The sequence below is a fragment of the Stenotrophomonas sp. SAU14A_NAIMI4_8 genome, from assembly GCF_003086695.1.
Classification (GTDB): domain Bacteria; phylum Pseudomonadota; class Gammaproteobacteria; order Xanthomonadales; family Xanthomonadaceae; genus Stenotrophomonas.
On the sequence record NZ_CP025999.1, the window covers coordinates 1,244,250 to 1,260,433 of the forward strand.

The 16,184-nt window shown below is 67.5% G+C and carries 19 protein-coding genes; 11 read left to right on the plus strand and 8 right to left on the minus strand.

Features of this window, described 5'->3' with window-relative positions:
• The first annotated feature begins 237 nt into the window (after positions 1 to 237).
• The 5 genes from ssb to C1930_RS05765 all read left to right on the plus strand — a co-directional run bounded on the left by ssb (position 238) and on the right by C1930_RS05765 (position 4,982).
• Positions 238 to 840, plus strand: a complete 603-nt coding sequence (gene ssb, locus C1930_RS05745) for a single-stranded DNA-binding protein (protein WP_108755629.1) — start codon at positions 238 to 240, stop codon at positions 838 to 840.
• 202 nt (positions 841 to 1,042) lie between these two features.
• The gene (locus C1930_RS05750) at positions 1,043 to 1,945 is read left to right on the plus strand and encodes a TIM barrel protein (protein WP_108755630.1); all 903 of its coding nucleotides are present in this window, start codon (positions 1,043 to 1,045) and stop codon (positions 1,943 to 1,945) included.
• A gap of 27 nt (positions 1,946 to 1,972) precedes the next feature.
• Positions 1,973 to 3,658: a GMC family oxidoreductase gene (locus C1930_RS05755; protein ID WP_108771276.1), complete on the plus strand. Its 1,686-nt coding sequence runs from the start codon at positions 1,973 to 1,975 to the stop codon at positions 3,656 to 3,658.
• Positions 3,658 to 4,233: a gluconate 2-dehydrogenase subunit 3 family protein gene (locus C1930_RS05760; RefSeq protein WP_108771277.1), complete on the plus strand. Its 576-nt coding sequence runs from the start codon at positions 3,658 to 3,660 to the stop codon at positions 4,231 to 4,233. Before C1930_RS05755 ends, C1930_RS05760 begins: the two co-directional genes overlap by 1 nt.
• Positions 4,233 to 4,982: a DUF1080 domain-containing protein gene (locus tag C1930_RS05765; protein WP_199912406.1), complete on the plus strand. Its 750-nt coding sequence runs from the start codon at positions 4,233 to 4,235 to the stop codon at positions 4,980 to 4,982. The genes C1930_RS05760 and C1930_RS05765 overlap by 1 nt, the downstream gene beginning before the upstream one ends.
• Positions 4,983 to 4,991: 9 nt before the next feature.
• Here C1930_RS05765 and C1930_RS05770 read toward each other — a convergent pair whose 3' ends face one another.
• The 5 genes from C1930_RS05770 to C1930_RS05790 are packed head-to-tail and all read right to left on the minus strand — an operon-like array spanning position 4,992 to position 9,627.
• Positions 4,992 to 5,288: a cytochrome c gene (locus tag C1930_RS05770; RefSeq protein ID WP_108755634.1), complete on the minus strand. Its 297-nt coding sequence runs from the start codon at positions 5,286 to 5,288 to the stop codon at positions 4,992 to 4,994.
• Positions 5,289 to 5,306: 18 nt separating this feature from the next.
• Complete coding sequence (locus C1930_RS05775; protein ID WP_108771279.1) at positions 5,307 to 6,173, minus strand: sugar phosphate isomerase/epimerase; 867 nt, start codon at positions 6,171 to 6,173, stop codon at positions 5,307 to 5,309.
• 19 nt (positions 6,174 to 6,192) lie between these two features.
• The gene (locus C1930_RS05780; protein WP_108771280.1) at positions 6,193 to 7,317 is read right to left on the minus strand and encodes a Gfo/Idh/MocA family oxidoreductase; all 1,125 of its coding nucleotides are present in this window, start codon (positions 7,315 to 7,317) and stop codon (positions 6,193 to 6,195) included.
• A gap of 12 nt (positions 7,318 to 7,329) precedes the next feature.
• On the minus strand, positions 7,330 to 8,547 hold the full coding sequence (locus tag C1930_RS05785; RefSeq protein ID WP_108771281.1) for a nucleoside permease: 1,218 nt from the start codon (positions 8,545 to 8,547) through the stop codon (positions 7,330 to 7,332).
• A gap of 27 nt (positions 8,548 to 8,574) precedes the next feature.
• Entirely contained in the window at positions 8,575 to 9,627 is a 1,053-nt protein-coding gene (locus C1930_RS05790) for a sugar phosphate isomerase/epimerase family protein (protein WP_108771282.1), read from the minus strand.
• A 95-nt stretch (positions 9,628 to 9,722) separates the two neighbouring features.
• Here C1930_RS05790 and C1930_RS05795 point away from each other — a divergent pair, with 95 nt between their 5' ends.
• On the plus strand, positions 9,723 to 10,730 hold the full coding sequence (locus C1930_RS05795) for a LacI family DNA-binding transcriptional regulator (RefSeq protein ID WP_108771283.1): 1,008 nt from the start codon (positions 9,723 to 9,725) through the stop codon (positions 10,728 to 10,730).
• Between the two features lie 42 nt (positions 10,731 to 10,772).
• Here C1930_RS05795 and C1930_RS05800 read toward each other — a convergent pair whose 3' ends face one another.
• Complete coding sequence (locus C1930_RS05800) at positions 10,773 to 11,174, minus strand: hypothetical protein (protein ID WP_108755640.1); 402 nt, start codon at positions 11,172 to 11,174, stop codon at positions 10,773 to 10,775.
• Between the two features lie 92 nt (positions 11,175 to 11,266).
• On the opposite strand from C1930_RS05800, the gene C1930_RS05805 reads away from it, so the two are divergent.
• Both C1930_RS05805 and C1930_RS05810 read left to right on the plus strand, forming a co-directional pair.
• A complete protein-coding gene (locus C1930_RS05805) occupies positions 11,267 to 12,292 on the plus strand; it encodes an AI-2E family transporter (RefSeq protein ID WP_108752436.1) in 1,026 nt (341 codons plus the stop codon).
• 99 nt (positions 12,293 to 12,391) lie between these two features.
• The gene (locus tag C1930_RS05810; protein WP_108771284.1) at positions 12,392 to 12,823 is read left to right on the plus strand and encodes a pyridoxamine 5'-phosphate oxidase family protein; all 432 of its coding nucleotides are present in this window, start codon (positions 12,392 to 12,394) and stop codon (positions 12,821 to 12,823) included.
• Positions 12,824 to 12,858: 35 nt separating this feature from the next.
• Here the strand turns inward: C1930_RS05810 and C1930_RS05815 are convergent, their stop codons facing one another.
• Both C1930_RS05815 and C1930_RS05820 read right to left on the minus strand, forming a co-directional pair.
• Positions 12,859 to 14,250, minus strand: a complete 1,392-nt coding sequence (locus tag C1930_RS05815) for a DUF2867 domain-containing protein (RefSeq protein ID WP_108771285.1) — start codon at positions 14,248 to 14,250, stop codon at positions 12,859 to 12,861.
• Between the two features lie 13 nt (positions 14,251 to 14,263).
• Positions 14,264 to 14,575: a metalloregulator ArsR/SmtB family transcription factor gene (locus C1930_RS05820; RefSeq protein WP_108771286.1), complete on the minus strand. Its 312-nt coding sequence runs from the start codon at positions 14,573 to 14,575 to the stop codon at positions 14,264 to 14,266.
• Positions 14,576 to 14,705: 130 nt separating this feature from the next.
• On the opposite strand from C1930_RS05820, the gene C1930_RS05825 reads away from it, so the two are divergent.
• The 3 genes from C1930_RS05825 to C1930_RS05835 all read left to right on the plus strand — a co-directional run bounded on the left by C1930_RS05825 (position 14,706) and on the right by C1930_RS05835 (position 16,171).
• A complete protein-coding gene (locus C1930_RS05825; protein WP_108755644.1) occupies positions 14,706 to 15,299 on the plus strand; it encodes a hypothetical protein in 594 nt (197 codons plus the stop codon).
• A gap of 166 nt (positions 15,300 to 15,465) precedes the next feature.
• Positions 15,466 to 15,933 carry a DUF2975 domain-containing protein gene (locus C1930_RS05830; RefSeq protein WP_108772543.1) on the plus strand — a complete coding sequence of 156 codons (468 nt, stop codon included), beginning with the start codon at positions 15,466 to 15,468 and terminating at the stop codon, positions 15,931 to 15,933.
• A gap of 13 nt (positions 15,934 to 15,946) precedes the next feature.
• Positions 15,947 to 16,171, plus strand: coding sequence for a helix-turn-helix transcriptional regulator (locus C1930_RS05835; protein WP_108748883.1), 225 nt, complete (start codon positions 15,947 to 15,949; stop codon positions 16,169 to 16,171).
• Positions 16,172 to 16,184 lie beyond the last annotated feature (13 nt).

Below are 16,184 nucleotides of genomic sequence, written 5' to 3' on the forward strand. Positions count from 1 at the left end.
TCACGGCGGCCCGGAGAATGCCCGCTCTTTCGCCGCAAACCATTGCCCTGCAACGATTTTCCAGGGTTCCGCCCGGCCGCGCCGGTCGTCGCAGGGCAGGCGCTGGCCGGTGGCGATGTTAAGATGTACCGTTCTTGCATCCCCCAAATTTCACCAAGGGTGGCCCCGGCCACGGCATGCCCGGTCACGGCGTGCTATCACTGGCGGCCTGCCCTTGGACAACGGACGAAGGTACCTATGGCGCGCGGCATCAACAAAGTCATCCTGGTCGGCAATCTCGGCAACGACCCGGACGTGAAGTACACCCAGGGCGGCATGGCGATCACCCGCATCAGCCTGGCCACCACCAGCGTCCGCAAGGACAAGGACGGCAACCAGCAGGAACGCACCGAATGGCACCGCGTGGTGTTCTTCGGCAAGCTGGGCGAGATCGCTGGCGAGTACCTGCGCAAGGGCAGCTCGGTCTACGTCGAAGGCAGCCTGCGCTATGACAAGTACACCGGTCAGGATGGCGTGGAGAAGTACTCCACCGACATCATTGCCGATGAAATGCAGATGCTGGGCGGCCGCGGTGACGGCGGCGGTGGCGGCAACTACGGCGGCGACCGTCCGCAGCGCCAGCAGGCCCCGCGCCAGGAGTACGGCGGCGGTGGCGGTGGCCAGCGTGGCGGCCAGGGCGGTGGTTACGGCAACCAGGGCGGTGGCAACCAGGGTGGCGGCTACGGCAACCAGGGCGGCAACCAGGGCGGCGGCTATGGCAACCAGGGTGGCAACCAGCGCCCGCAGCCGCAGCAGGCACCGCCGATGGACGACTTCGCTGACGACGATATTCCGTTCTGATCGAACGCGCGTCAGCAGCAGAAAAGAAAGCCCCGCTCATGCGGGGCTTTTCTTTTTCCGCGATGTCATCGCAGTGGTGCCCCGCAGCATGCGTTTTCGTGCACCGCGTCTTGCAAAAAAAATACGTCCTCCCGTATGGTGCAATCGATTGCATTGCAGTGAATCGTTTGCGTTTGCTACCGGTTGGGAGGCCGGTAAGTGGATGGCCATTCATTCAAGCGGACCGGCACCGGCGCCGGGCTTCACACGCCGGGACGCATTGCGTGTCGCACTTGCCGGGGGGGTGGGACTGGGTGTTGCCGCTGCAGGCGCGTTGCCCGTCCCCGCCGATGCTGCACCCCTCAAAGGCCGCCTGAAGCACGCTGTCGCTCGCTGGACCTTCCCGCAGTTGTCGGTCGCCCAGCTCTGCCAGACCGTGAAGGGCCTCGGCTTTGCCGCCATCGACCTGGTTGGCCCGGAGGACTGGCCCACCCTGAAGGCACATGGCGTGGACAGCTCGATGTGCAACGGCGCGGAGCTGGGCCTGACCAAGGGCTTCGCCGGCCGCGAATTCCACGATGAACTGGTGGCGCGCTACACGCGGCACATCGACCTGGTAGCCGATGCCGGCTATCGCAACCTCATCTGTTTTTCCGGCAACCGCAATGGCATGGACCCGCAGCAGGGCATGGCCAACGCCGAAGCCGGCCTCAAGCGCATCCTCGGCCACGCCGAGAAACGCGGCGTCGTACTGGTGATGGAACTGCTGAACTCCCGCGTGGACCATCGAGACTATCTGTGCGACCACTCGGCCTGGGGCGTGGAGCTGTGCAAGCGGCTCGGCTCGGACAATTTCGGCCTGCTCTACGACATCTACCACATGCAGATCATGGAAGGCGACATCATCGCCACCATCGGTCGGGACCACGCGTACTTCAAGCACTACCACACCGCAGGCGTGCCTGGCCGGCACGAGATCGGCGACCAGCAGGAACTGAACTATCCGGCCATTTGTCGCGCGATCGGCGACACCGGTTTTGATGGGTATCTGGCACAGGAATTCATGCCTGCGTTGCCCGATCCCATTGGCTCATTGCGCGAGGCGATCCGTCTCTGCGACGTCTGAAACGATATCCACCCAGGTGATAGACCCATGGCAGATAATCATTACGACGCCATCGTTGTTGGCTCGGGAATCAGTGGCGGTTGGGCAGCGAAGGAACTGACCGAGAAAGGTCTGAAGGTGCTGATGCTCGAACGCGGGCGCAACATCGAGCACGTGAAGGACTACGTCAATGCGATGAAGGAGCCGTGGGATTTCCCGCATCGCAACCGGCCGACCCAGGCGATGAAGGCGGCCTTCCCGGTGCTGATGCGCGACTATGCGCTGGCCGAGAACCTGGAGGGCATGTGGGCCGACGAACAGGACTCGCCCTACATTGAAACGAAGCGCTTCGACTGGTTCCGCGGCTACCACGTCGGTGGCCGTTCGCTGATGTGGGGGCGGCAGAGCTATCGCTTCTCCGATCTGGATTTCGAAGCGAACCTCAAGGACGGCATCGCCACCGACTGGCCGATCCGCTATGCCGACATCGCGCCGTGGTACGACCACGTGGAGAAGTTCGCTGGCATCGCCGGCACGCGCGAGGGGTTGGACGTTCTGCCTGATGGTGAGTTCCTGCCGCCGATCCCGCTGAACATCGTCGAGAAGGACGTGGCCGCGCGCATCCAGAAAGCCTTTGGCGGCACGCGCCACATGATCCATTCGCGCACCGCCAACATCACAAAGCCGATGCCCGAGCAGGGCCGGGTCAACTGCCAGTACCGCAACAAATGCATCCTCGGCTGCCCGTTTGGCGCCTACTTTTCCACCCAGGCAGCGACGCTGCCGGCGGCGATGAAGACCGGCAACCTGACACTGCGTCCGTTCTCGATCGTCAAGGAAGTGCTCTACGACAAGGACCGCAAGCGCGCGCGTGGCGTGCAGGTCCTCGACGCCGAGACCGGCCAGACCTACGAGTACACGGCCAAGGTCATCTTCCTCAATGCCTCGTCGTTCAATTCGACCTGGCTGCTGATGAACTCGGCAACCGATGTCTGGGAAGGGGGCCTGGGGTCCTCGTCCGGCGAGCTGGGGCACAACGTGATGGACCATCACTTCGGTGCGGGCGCGTCGGGGCGCGTTGAGGGCTACGACGACAAGTACTACTTCGGCCGCCGCCCCTGCGGGTTCTATATTCCGCGCTTCCGCAACGTGGCGTCAGACAAGCGTGGCTATCTGCGCGGGTTCGGTTACCAGGGCGGCGCCAGTCGCAACGGCTGGTCGCGCGAGATTGCCGAGCTGAACATCGGCGCCGACCTGAAGGAGGCGTTGAGCCTGCCGGGTGACTGGCGCATCGGCATGACCGGCTTCGGCGAAATGCTGCCGCACCACGACAACACGATCCGCCTGGACCACGAGCACAAGGACAAGTGGGGGCTGCCGGTGCTGGCGATGGACGTGGCGATGCGCGAGAACGAAAAGGCGATGCGCAAGGACATGGCCGCCGATGCGGCCGAGATGCTGGAAGCGGCCGGGGTCAAGGACGTGGAGATGCACGACAACGACTACGCGCCGGGCAAGGGCATCCACGAAATGGGCACCGCGCGCATGGGGCGCGACCGCAGGACGTCGGTACTGAACGCGCACAACCAGGTCTGGGATGCGCCCAACGTCTATGTCACCGACGGTGCGTGCATGACCTCCAGTGCCTGCGTGAACCCGTCGCTGACCTACATGGCGCTGACCGCGCGGGCGGCCGATCACGCGGTACGCGAACTGAAAGCGGGGAATCTGTGATGGACCGCCGTGAACTGTTGAAGATGATTGTCGCCGCCACCGGCGCGGCCATGGTCGGCCTGCCTGCGCTGGCCAGCGGCAAGCTGCCAGCGGCCGCGGCGGGCCTGCCCTTCACCGACGCCGAGATTGCCACGCTGGATGAGATCGCCGAGACCATCCTGCCACGCACGCAGACGCCGGGTGCGAAGGACGCAGCCACGGGCGCCTTCATGGCGCGGTTCGTGACCGACTGCTACACCGCGAGGCAGCAGGCCACGTTCCGTGCCGGCCTGGCCGACATCGAAAAGCGTGCGGGCGGCAGCTTCGTCGCCCTTGCAGCCGAGGCGCGCACCGATCTGCTGCGCACGCTGGATGCCGAAGCCCGCAGGCGCACAGTGGACGTGAGCGAGACCGGTACCGCCGAGACGGCGAAGGCGATGCCGCATCCGTTCACCATGATCAAGCAGTTGGCCATCTTCGGCTTCTTCACCTCAAAACAGGGAGCGACCGAAGTACTGCACTACGTCGCCGTGCCGGGACGCTACGATGGCGACATGGCCTACGCGCCAGGCACGCCGGCCTGGGCCACCAGCTGATGGAGCATGACAGGATGATCAGATCTTTCTTGATGGCCGCAGGCGTGCTGGCGGCGGTGCCGGTGTTCGCGCAGGCCGGCGCCGAGCGCGACTCGACAAAGACCGAGGTATGGGCAGCGGTGCCTGCCGTCGCAACACCAACTGGCGCGGCGCCGTCCGATGCGATCGTGTTGTTCGATGGCAAGGATGTGTCCGCCTGGGAGGCCGAGCAGGGTGGCCGCGTGCCGTGGACAGTGGCCAACGGTGCGATGACCGTGGTGCCGGGCAGCAAGGGCATCCGCACCCGGCAGCATTTCTGCGACATGCAATTGCACGTCGAGTGGCGCAGCCCCACCGAAACGAAGGGCTTCCAGGGCCAGGACCGTGGCAACAGCGGCATCTTCCTGCAGGAGCGCTACGAGCTGCAGGTGCTCGACAGCCACGACAATCCGACCTACGCCAACGGCCAGGCCGGGTCGATCTACAAGCAGGCCATGCCGCTGGTGAATGCCTCGCGCGCGCCGGGCCAGTGGCAGGTGTACGACATCATCTGGAAGGCGCCGCGCTTCTCGGCCGGTGGTGGGCTGACCTCGCCGGCGCGCATCACCGTGCTGCATAACGGCGTGCTGGTGCAGAACGACACGGTGCTTGCAGGCCTGACCGAATACATCGGTGCGCCGTCGTACTCGCCACATGGATGCGCGCCGCTGTATCTGCAGGAACACGCATCCAAGGTCAGCTACCGCAACATCTGGGTGCGCGAGCTGTAACGGCCGCGCCTACTTCGCCAGGAAGCTGGCGATGTCATCGATCTCCTGCGCGGACAGGTGCGGGAAGGGCGGCATCAGCCCGCCGCCCTTGCTGATCTTTTCCTTGATCTGTGCAGGCGGCAGCCGCTTGCCGATGTCGGTCAGCGCAGGGAACGCGCCGGGCATGCCCGCACGGTCCGCGCCGTGGCAGGCCACGCAGTTGGTCGCGTACAGCTTGGCACCGGCAGCGGGATCTTCCTTGCACCAGGCGGGGAGCGCAGCGGCCGCCGTGCACAGGGTCAGGGCCAGGGTCAGGACAGTTTTCAAACGAAGCTCCTTGGCGGGCTAGCGCGATGCGCGGGCGGGCAGGCTGACAGTGAGGTGTTTGCGCAGGTAGTCGGCGCCGGTCTGGATCACCTTGGCCGGATCGCGGGGCTGGTCGTGCTCGACGATGTACCACTTCACGCCCGCGTCGGCCGCGGCCGGCAGGATCGCGTTCCAGTCCAGCACGCCCTGGCCGACGGCGGCGAATCCGCCTTCGTCTTCGGCCTGGCCTTTGGCGGCGTTGTCCTTGGCGTGTACCGCGAACAGGCGGCCGCGGAACTTGCCCAGCATCACCGCCGGGTCATGGCCCGAACGCGCCACCCAGGCCAGGTCCAGCTCGGTCTGCAGGTCGGGGCCGGCAGCGTCGAACAACAGTTCCAGACCGGTACGGCCGTCGAAGTCGACCAGCTCGAAATCATGGTTGTGGTAGGCCAGGCGCATGCCCTGGGCCTGCACCTGTTTGGCGATGCGCCCCAGTTCCTGGCCCAGCGCGGTCCAGCCTGCGGCATCGCGCGGGCGGTCCTTGCTGTCCAGGTAGGGCACCACCAGCGTGGTATTGCCGATGGCGCGGTTGAAGGCCACCACGTTGTCCAGGTCATTGCGCAGGTCGGCCAGCGCCGTGTGCGAGGAGATCGCCTTGATTCCATACTTGTCGAGCAGCTGCTTCAGTTCGGCGGCGCTGACATTCTGCGTGCCGACCGTTTCCACCGCCTGCACGCCCGCGTCGTGGACAATCTTCAGTTGCTGGTCGAGCGCGCCGGCGTTGCGCAGCGTGTACATCTGCACCGCGATGGGCTTTTCAGGGCTGCGGGTTTCCGCGGCGAACGCGGGCAGGGCGATGAGCAGCAGCAGTGCCACGGTCGCGATCCTTCCTGTTGATGCCTTCATCGGTGCATGCTCCTGGGGGTCATTCAATGGTGGCCCAGGCGCGCGACCTGGCCGATGCGATGACGCGTTCGACGATCAGTGCCGAGCGCAGGCCGTCTTCGAAGGTGGGCAGGCCCTGCGGCCGCTCGCCATCGATGGCGCGATAGGTGTCGGCGACGAACGCCTCGAAGCACTGGGCGTAGCCCTGCGCATGGCCGGGCGGCAAGGCCGACAGCCGGCGCTGCTCGGCGCTGCCGGCGCCGGGGCCGCGCACGAAGGTCTCCTCGCGCTGGTCGGGCCGGCCGATCCACAGCCGCTCGGGATCTTCCTGGTTGAAGGCTACGCTGGCGTTGGCGCCGTCGATCTCGAACCAGAGGCGGTTGTGGCGCCCCGCCGACACCTGGCTGACGGTCAGCGACGCCAGCGTGCCTGCACCGGTCCGGAACATCGCCGTGGCCACGTCCTCGCTGGACACCGCCTGCGTCGCGCCGCCTGCCGCCGGTGTGCTGAAGCTCTTTGCGCCGCCGGCGCTGCGCTCGGCGATGACCGTTGCGAAGGCCGTGCTGACTTCGGCGAAGCGCTCGCCGCTGACCCATTCCACCAGATCGCACCAGTGCGAGCCGATGTCGGCGAACACGCGCGAGGTGCCGCCCAGCACCGGGTCGACGCGCCAGTTGTTGCTGGCCGGGTCGAGCAGCCAATCCTGCAGGTAGCTGCCGTGGATGAGATGCAGGGGGCCGATGTCGCCGGCGGCGATGCGCGCGCGGGCTTCCCTCACCACCGGGTGGTAGCGATAGACGAACGGCACCGTGGCCACCAAGCCGCTGGACGCAGCCTGCGCGGCCAGCGCCTGCGCATCGGCCAGGGTGGTGGCCAGCGGCTTTTCGCAGACCACGTGCTTGCCGGCGGCCAGTGCGGCCTGCGCCATGGGCCGGTGCAGGTGGTTGGGCGTGCACACGTGCACGACCTGCACCTGCGGATCGGCAACCACGTCGTCGATATCGCGGTAGGCGCGCGCAACATTCCACGCCTGCGCGACATCGCGTGCGCGCTGTGGCGTGGATGCCGCTACGCCGCGCACGTCGGCACCGGCCAGCAGGGCGGCGCGGCGGTGCACCGCTGCGATCATGCCGGTGCCGACGATGGCGATTCCAAGCTTGGGCATCGACAGCGGTCCTCAGTTCGTGGTGGGCGCCGCCGCAACGGCGGGGCGGTCGCGGAACAGCAGCAGGAAGGCAATCAGCACGACCAGTGCAACGCCGGCGGGGAACAGCCAGATCTGCTGCCAGTCGGGCCCTGCGGCCGTGGTGTAGTGCTCCACCACCGCGCCGGACAGGAACGTACCGATCAACATGCCCACGCCGTAGGTGGCCAGGGTGATGAAGCCCTGCGCGCTGCTGCGCGCGGCGGGGCCGGCGTGTGCATCCGTATAGATCTGCCCGGTGACGAAGAAGAAGTCGTAGCAGATGCCGTGCAGCACGATGCCGATGACCAGCAGGGAGAAGCCGCTGCCGGCATCGCCGAAGGCAAACAGCGCATAGCGCAGCACCCAGGCGGCCATGCCCACCGCCAGCATGGTCTTCACCCCCATCCGCACGAACAGGAACGGCATCGCCAGCATCAGCAGCACTTCGGACACCTGGCCCAGCGATTGCAGCCCAGCCGCGCCGTGCACGCCCAGATCGTTGAGATAGGGGTTGGTGAAGTTGTAATAGAACGACAACGGAATGCAGATGGCGATGGAGGCCAGGAAGAACACCAGGTAGGCGCGCGATTTCAGCAGGCGCAGCGAATCCAGGCCGAGGATCTGCCCGAGCCCGGCATCGGGCTGCTGCGCCAGCGGCGGCGTGTGCGGCAGGGTGAAGGCGTACAGGCCCAGCACCAGCGATGCCACTGCTGCCATCCGGAACGTCAGTTCAAGCCGGTGCGCCTGCTCCCAGCCCAGCCAGCCGATCAGCACGCCGGCGATGATCCAGCCGATGCTGCCGGCCACCCGCACCAGCGGGAACTGCTTTTCCGGCGACTGCATGTGCCGCATCGCCACGCTGTTGGCCAGCGCCAGCGTCGGCATGAACAGCAGCATGTAACCCATCACGCAGGCGGAGAACATGCCGAAGCTGGTGGCCGTGGAGGCCAGCCACATCAGCACCGCGCCGGCCAGGTGCAGCACCGCCAGGATGCGCTGCGCGGCGAAGTAGCGATCGGCGATCAGGCCGACCAGGAAGGGGGCGACGATCGCACCGATGGACTGGCTGAGAAATGCGGTGGCCACCTGGCTGGCGCTGGCCTGCAGCGGCCCCTGCACCAGGTAGGTGCCGAGGGTCACGAACCACGCTCCCCAGATGAAGAACTGCAGAAACATCATCGCGCCCAAGCGCGACATGGCGTGCGTCATGGCTTGCCCTCCCGGGGCGGTGTCGGCTCAGATTCCCAGCATGCGGTGCAGTGATGCGGCGTCGGTGCCGCTGTCAGCGAAGTCATCGAAGGCGCGCTCGGTCACCCGGATGATGTGGTCGCGGATGAAGGCGGCGCCCTCCCGTGCGCCGTCCTCGGGGTGCTTCAGGCAGCACTCCCATTCCAGTACCGCCCAGCCGGGGAAGTCGTACTGCGCGAATTTGGAGAAGATGCCCTTGAAGTCCACCTGTCCATCGCCGAGCGAGCGGAACCTGCCCGGGCGATCGATCCAGTCCTGGTAGCCGCCATACACGCCGCTGCGGGCACTGGCGTGGTATTCGGCGTCTTTCACGTGGAAGATGCCGATGCGCGCGTGGTAGCGGTCGATGAAGCCCAGGTAGTCCATCTGCTGCAGCAGCAGGTGGCTGGGGTCGTACAGGATCTTCGCGCGGGGGTGGTGGTCGACCACGTCGAGGAAGCGCTCGAAAGTTGCCCCGTCGTGCAGGTCTTCGCCCGGATGGATCTCGAAACACAGGTCCACGCCGCAGGCATCGAAGGCATCCAGGATCGGGCGCCAGCGGCGGCCCAGTTCGGCGAAGGCTGCGTCTACCAGACCGGCCGGGCGCTGGGGCCAGGGATACAGGTAGGGCCAGGCCAGCGCGCCGGAGAAGGTGGCGTGTGCGGTCAGCCCCAGGCGCTGGCTGGCCTGCGCCGCCAGCAACAGCTGATCAACGGCCCAGGCCTGGCGGGCGGCAGGATCGTCGCGCTGCGCGGGCGGTGCGAACCCGTCAAACAGACTGTCATAGCCGGGGTGGACGGCGACCAGCTGGCCCTGCAGGTGGGTCGACAGTTCGGTGATCTGCAGACCGTGCCCGGCCAGCATGGCGGCGACATCGTCGCAGTAGGCCTGGCTGCGCGCCGCCTCGGCCAGATCGAACAGGTGGGGCGCGGTGGTGGGCACTTGTACGCCAGAATAGCCCAGGCCCGCGGCCCATCCGGCCAGCGTGTCCAGCCGATCAAAAGGAGCGTTGTCGCCGATGAACTGCGCCAGGAAAAGCGCCGGACCCTTGAGCGTCTTCAAGGTGATTCGCCCTAGATGCAATCGATTGCATTACCCTAGCATGGGCTTTCCGCAGACCCGTTGTGCAGTGCACAGCCGCAACCAGAGCTGACTCCATGGCCACCATCTACGACATCGCAAAACACGTAGGCGTGTCGGCCGGCACGGTGTCGCGGGCCTTGTCGCGGCCGGACAAAGTGCTGCCCGCCACACGGGCGCGCATCGAACAGGCCGCCGCCAAGCTGGGCTACGTGCCCAACACGGTGGCTCGAACGCTGAAGACCCAGCGCAGTGGCAAGATCCTGGTCACCGTGCCGGACATCGCCAATCCGTTCTTCGCGCAGATCCTGCAGGGTGCCGAAGATGCGGCACAGGCCGCCGGCTACGCCGTGCTGCTGGGTGATACCCAGCACCAGCCCGATCGCGAGGAGCGCTATGCGCAGATGCTCCGGCGCAACGAGGCCGACGGCCTGATCGTGCTCGGCCATCGCCTGCCGCCCACTGCGCGCGAGATCGTGCAAGCGCTGGGCGTGGCCGCGCCGGTGGTCAATGGCTGCGAATTCGATCCCGCGCTGGGCATTCCCAGCGTGCATATCGACAATGCCGCCGCTGCGCGCGCGGTAATGGAACACCTGTATGCCCTCGGCCATGAGCGCATTGCCGTGGTCGGCGGCCCGCCCGACAACCCGTTGCACCAGCAGCGGCTGGAAGGCGTGCGCGCGGCCGGCAAGGCGCACGGCCGGCTGCGCGGCCTGAGTGTTGTCCCCGGTGATTTTTCGCTGGAGTCCGGCCATGCGGCGGCCACGGCACTGCTCGCGCGCCCGCTCGCGCCGACCGCGGTGTTCTGCTTCAGCGACCAGATGGCGCTGGGTGCGCTCTCGGCATGCCGCGATCTGGGCATCCGCGTGCCGGACCAGGTGTCCATCGTCGGCTTCGACGACCTGGCCTCGTCGCGCTTCCTGACGCCGCCGCTGACCACCATCCGCCAGCCGATGCGGGACATTGGGGCGCGTGCGGTCAGCCTGCTGCTGGCCATCATCGAGCGCGTCGATGTTCCCCTGCAGCAGACGCTGGATTTCAGCCTGATGCTGCGCGGGTCGACGGCCGCCCCGGCCAACGGCTGAGCGGCGGCCGCAGAGCAGGGCGTGCGACTACTTCAGGTGCGCTTATTTCAGGTGCGCCTGTGCGCAGGCCAGCACGTGGTTGTAGTCGCTGGACATGCACTGGTAGAAATCGCGCTGGCCATCGCTTGCACCTTCGCAGTCGGCTTCGGTGATCTGCGGCAGCAGTTCGCGCATCGGCGCGGCCATGGCCTCGTACTTCGCCGCATCGATGTAGCCGCCGGCGGCGTTCTTCGCCCCCACCTCCAGCATGGTTTCCAGGCCGTAGCGCGCGTTCTCCACCGCCTTCGGGCAGGAGAGCTCGACGTCGCTGCGCTGCACCTTCAGCAGTTCGCGGGCGATGGCTTCCACGTCGGCCTGCACCTGCGGCGGCACGGGCGTGGTGTCGGCGGCGAAGCTGCTGCCGGCGGCGAGCGCAAGCAGGGGGATGCACAGCAGGCGGTACATGGGGCGTCCTTGCGGCAGGGGGGGGCGCCAGTGTGCGCCGGCCGTGCCCGCACAATCCACTACCATGGGCCACCCCGCCGGAATGCACCGCCATGAACGACGCCGTCCTTGCCCTGCCCAAGCCCCCCGCCGCGCGCATCGCCGCCTGGCTGCTGATGCTGCTGGGCATGTGGCTGGCACTGAAGCTGGGCCTGGTGGTCACCCTGCTGTCGGGCCTGCTGGTGTTCCAGCTGACCCACGTGCTGGCCAATACCGTGGAAGGCAAGCTGCCGCCGGGCCGCGCACGCGCCTTCGCGGTCATCCTGCTGTCGGCGGTCATCATCGGTGCGCTGGTGCTGGCCGGCATCGGCGTGGCCTCGTTCTTCCGCAACGAGACCGGTGGCCCGGACGTGCTGCTGGCGCGGCTGATGGACATCCTCAACACCTCGCGCCACCAGGTGCCTGCGCTGCTGCAGCCCTACATTCCCGAAGACCTGACCCGGCTGCGCGAGGCGCTGAACGAATGGGCCGCCGAACACCAGCGGCAGCTGGGCGTGGCCGGTACGTCGGTGGTGCAGGTGGGCGTGCGCGTGCTGATCGGCATGGTGCTGGGCGCGATGATCGCCCTGTACGACGAACTGCCGCTGCCCAAGATGGGCCCGCTGGCGCAGGAGCTGGTCGGCCGCACCACGCGCCTGGCGGTGGCCTTCCGCCAGGTGGTGTTCGCCCAGGTGAAGATTTCGCTGCTCAACACCGTGTTCACCGCGGTGTTCCTGCTGGGCGTGCTGCCGCTGTTCGGCGTGCACCTGCCGCTGTCCAAGACGCTGGTGCTGATCACCTTCCTGGCCGGCCTGCTGCCGGTGGTGGGCAACATCATTTCCAACACCGTCATCACCATTGTGGCGCTGTCGGTGTCGTTCTACGTGGCGGTGGCGGCGCTGCTGTACCTGATCGTCATCCACAAGCTGGAGTATTTCCTCAACGCGCGCATCGTCGGCGGTGAGATCCAGGCACGTGCGTGGGAACTGCTGCTGGCGATGCTGGTGATGGAAGCGGCCTTCGGCCTGGCTGGGCTGGTGGCCGCACCGGTGTTCTACGCCTACGTGAAGCGGGAGCTGCTGGACCAGCGTTGGATCTGATCCGGGCCTGGCGCGCGCGTGAAATCCGCCGCGACGGACCTGCACGCCCGCCTTACCTGCGCGGGTGGACGCTGGCCGCACGCCCCCGGAGACCGAACCATGACCACGCTGACCCTGCCCGAACTGGCGAAGAAAATGGCTGGCATCGATTTTGCGATGCTGCAGACCCATGCCGCCGGCGAGATCGATGGCCGCCCGATGAGCAGTAACGGCGACGTGGACTACGACGGCGACAGCTGGTTCTTCGCGCTGGAAAGCACGGACATGGTGCGCCAGATCGAAACCGACCCGAAGGTCGCGCTGGGTTTCACCGGCAGCAAGTCACTGCTGGGAAAGCCGCCGCTGTTCGTGCACGTGAAAGGCCGTGCCTCCATCATCCGCGAACGCGCGGTGCTGGCCGAACACTGGGTGAAAGACCTGGAGCGCTGGTTCGAGCAGGGCGTGGACACGCCGGGACTGGTGCTGATCCACGTGCATGCGCAGCGCATCCACTACTGGGACGGCGAAGACCAGGGCGAGCTGGTGGTCTGAACGCCCGCGGGTAGCGCCGGGCCATGCCCGGCGGCTCAGCCCGCCACCGGCGCGCCCCCATCCACCCAGTCCGCCAGCTCCGGCGCCAGCGCATGTTCCACTGCACGGCGCAGCAGGGCCGGCGCGATGTAGTGGCGGTGCACGCTGTCGATCAGCGCCATGTACAGGCGCCCGAACCGATTGTAGGTCTGCACGCGCGAGCCCAGGCTGACCTCCACGCTGCCATCGTCGGCCAGCTGCACGCGCACGCTGCTGCGGAAACGCAGGTGGCGATCATCCGCACCCAGCAGCACTTCGGCGCTGCGGTCCTGCGCATGCACCGTTGCATCCAGCACCGGGAAGCGGCCGGCGAAGAGTCGGCTGCGATCGGCGGACAACAGCGACGACACCGGGCAACCCAGCGGCGAGGTACGCAGGCGCAGCGGCGCCACCAGCCGATTGCGCAGGGCCATCAACCGGCCCACGCCGCCCGGAGGATTGCGCAGGAAGCCGTCCAGTACATCGGCCAGCAGGGTCGATGCCGAGCGTCCCGCACATTGTTCGGGGCGCAGCTGCAGCACGGTCAGGTCGTGGTAATCGCTATGGGGCAGGGCGCGGTACAGCATGCCCTGCGTTGCCGGCGCGGCATGCTGCACCGGATAGCGCGGTGTGCTGCGTTCGACGAACCCCCGCAGCGGGCGCAGGTTGACCCGGCGCATCGGCCCCAGCAGCGCACGGGTCTGCGCGCACAGCCGCGCGCACACGCTGGGCGGCGCGGCCTGCAGGGACAACTGCAGCAGGGGCGCGCTGGCCAGTGTCGCGGCGCTGGGCCAGCACGCCTGCGGCAATACGTCGGTCAGGCTGGGGATGTCGGCCTGGTTGGCCTGCACCTGGGCGCGGGTGGCATCGCTCATCGCGCCGGCCAGTTCATTGCTGTGGCACGACAGCGCGAACAGTGCCGGGTGTGCCCGGTGGCTGGACGCGAACTGGTGCCAGGTGCCGCCACCGAAGCGCACGGTGAACAGGCAATCGGGTGGAATGCGGATGCGCCGCAGGCTGCGCTGGAAGCTGGCCGGATCGGCGGCGATCTGCGCATCGCTGGCGGTGGCAAAGCGCAGCTCCGCGCCAGCGCTGCCGGCAATGGCGGTGAACATGCGCGGGCCGGCATGGCGGTGGAACGGGTGGCCGCCGGCACCCACCACGAAGCTGTACAGCGATGACGCATCGCCATGCTGCAGGTGCATGCCGCCCAGCCGCGCCGACGGTTCATCCAGCGCATCGATGAAGGCCGGATGGTGGCGCTGGCGTTGCCCGGCGTCGTTCACCAGCGCATCGCCGGCACCGATGCCGAGCTGGGCGATCAGCATCACCTCGATCGGGCCGGCGCCGTCCTGGGCGGGCAGCTGGACACCTGGAAACGAGCGGCTGTTGCGGGTCGAACCAGGCATCGTCGTGCTCCTATCAGCGGGCAGGGGACTTGCGGCGTGCGCGGGCTTCGCGCTTCAGCGGGCCACCGACCGGACACACTTCGGCCGCCCAGGAAAACAGGGTGTTGGCCAGGCGCTCGGGCACCTGGCTGAAGTACACGAACTGCCCGCGCTTCTCGCGTTCGATCAGGCCGGCGTCTTCCAGGATGCGCAGGTGGCTGGACAGCGCCGGCTTGCTGAAATCGAAGCGCTCGGCCAGCTCGCCCGCGGTCAGTTCGCCGGCACTGAGGTAGGCCAGGATCTGCCGGCGGGGGCCGGAGGCGAGGGCTTCGAAGATGCGGTCCATAGGGCGTTAATTAACTAATTCGTTAATTGATGATCCTGCGCGGCCGCGGCGGTGTCAAGCCTGCGCTGGCATTGCACTGCGCCCCCGGCTTTTGCCATCCTCCCCGCAGTTTTCCCATGATGGAGTTGCGATGCGCCCGGTGCCCTGGTTGATGGCGGGTCTGTTGTTGCCCGCGCTGGCCGCGGCGCAGCCGGCGCGCGCGCCGAAGGAGGCGGCGGCCACCCAGGACCCCTTCAGCGAACTGTTCGACACGGCCTGCATGCAGCACATCGGCGCGCCGGCCCGGCTGCAGGCGCTGATGGATGCCAACGGCCTGAGCCCGCTGCCGCCGGCCGAGGCCGCCACGCTGCTGCAGGGGCAGGGCGGGGTGGCCTGGATGGTGCCGCTGGCCAGTGGCCGCTACGCGGTCAGCTGGGCCGACGATGGCACCTGCACGGTGTATGCGGAGAAGGCCGAACCGGCGGTGGTGCAGAAGGGCTTCGCACGGCTGATGCAGGCCGCGCCGAAGCCGCTGCAGGTGCGCTCGCTGCCCGGCCGCGGGCCGCTGTCGGCCGACCAGGTGGCGATCCAGTACGGCTGGGCCACGCCCGGGGAAAGCGCATTGCGGGTGCGCTTCCGCCTGGTCACCCGGCAGGCGGCCGAAGCCGGCGTGCAGGCCATGGCCTCGGCCACGCCGGGCGAGGCCATGCGCCAGGACACAACGCCGCCAGCGGTCGCCAAGTAGCGGTTCAGCCACCCTGGCCCGGATGTGGTATATCGTTTATCGATAAATCCACCGGGCAGGTGATCTGCCCCATGCCGGAGGCTGCTTGACCGCTCGTTCTGCCCGCGCCCGACCTGCGCGCGGTGTGTTCACCCTGGCCCAGACCGCCGTGCAGGCGGTGCGGGCGATGTGCTGGCTGGGCATCCTGGCCGCGCTGCTGGCGGTGCCGCTGGTCGCCTACGACCGCCGCTGGCTGATGGATACCGTGCACGACGCCACGGCGGCCGCGCTGCATGGCAACGACCTGTTCCTGCATTTCTGCCTGGGCCTGGGCACCATCGTGGCGCTGCTGGTGCTGTGCCTGGTGTTCCTGCGGCACCTGGCGCGGCTGCTGCGTTCGGCCGCGCGTGAGCGCCCGTTCAACCACGCCAACGCGCTGCGCCTGCACCGCATGGCCTGGATGATGCTGGCCATGGAAACCCTGTCGATCATCATCGGCATCTACGCCAGCTGGATGGGGCCGGATTTCGCCTGGATGGAAGTGGGCGGTGGCATGTCCATCACCGGCCTGCTGGCGGTGCTGATGCTGTTCGTGCTGGCGCGCGTGTTCGCCGTGGGTGCGGCCATGCGCGATGACCTGGACAGCGTGATCTGATGGGCGCGCACTGATGGCGATCATCATCACCCTGGACCGCATGCTGCAGGCGCGCGGCATGACCCTGTCCGAGCTGGCCGGGCGCATCGACATCACCCTGGCCAACCTGTCCATCCTGAAGACCGGCAAGGCCCGCGCCATCCGCTTTTCCACCCTGGATGCGATCTGCCGCGAGCTGCAGTGCACGCCGGGTGACCTGCTGGGGCACGACCCCAGCCAGGCCCAGCAGGACGACTGAGCGCTGATGTTTC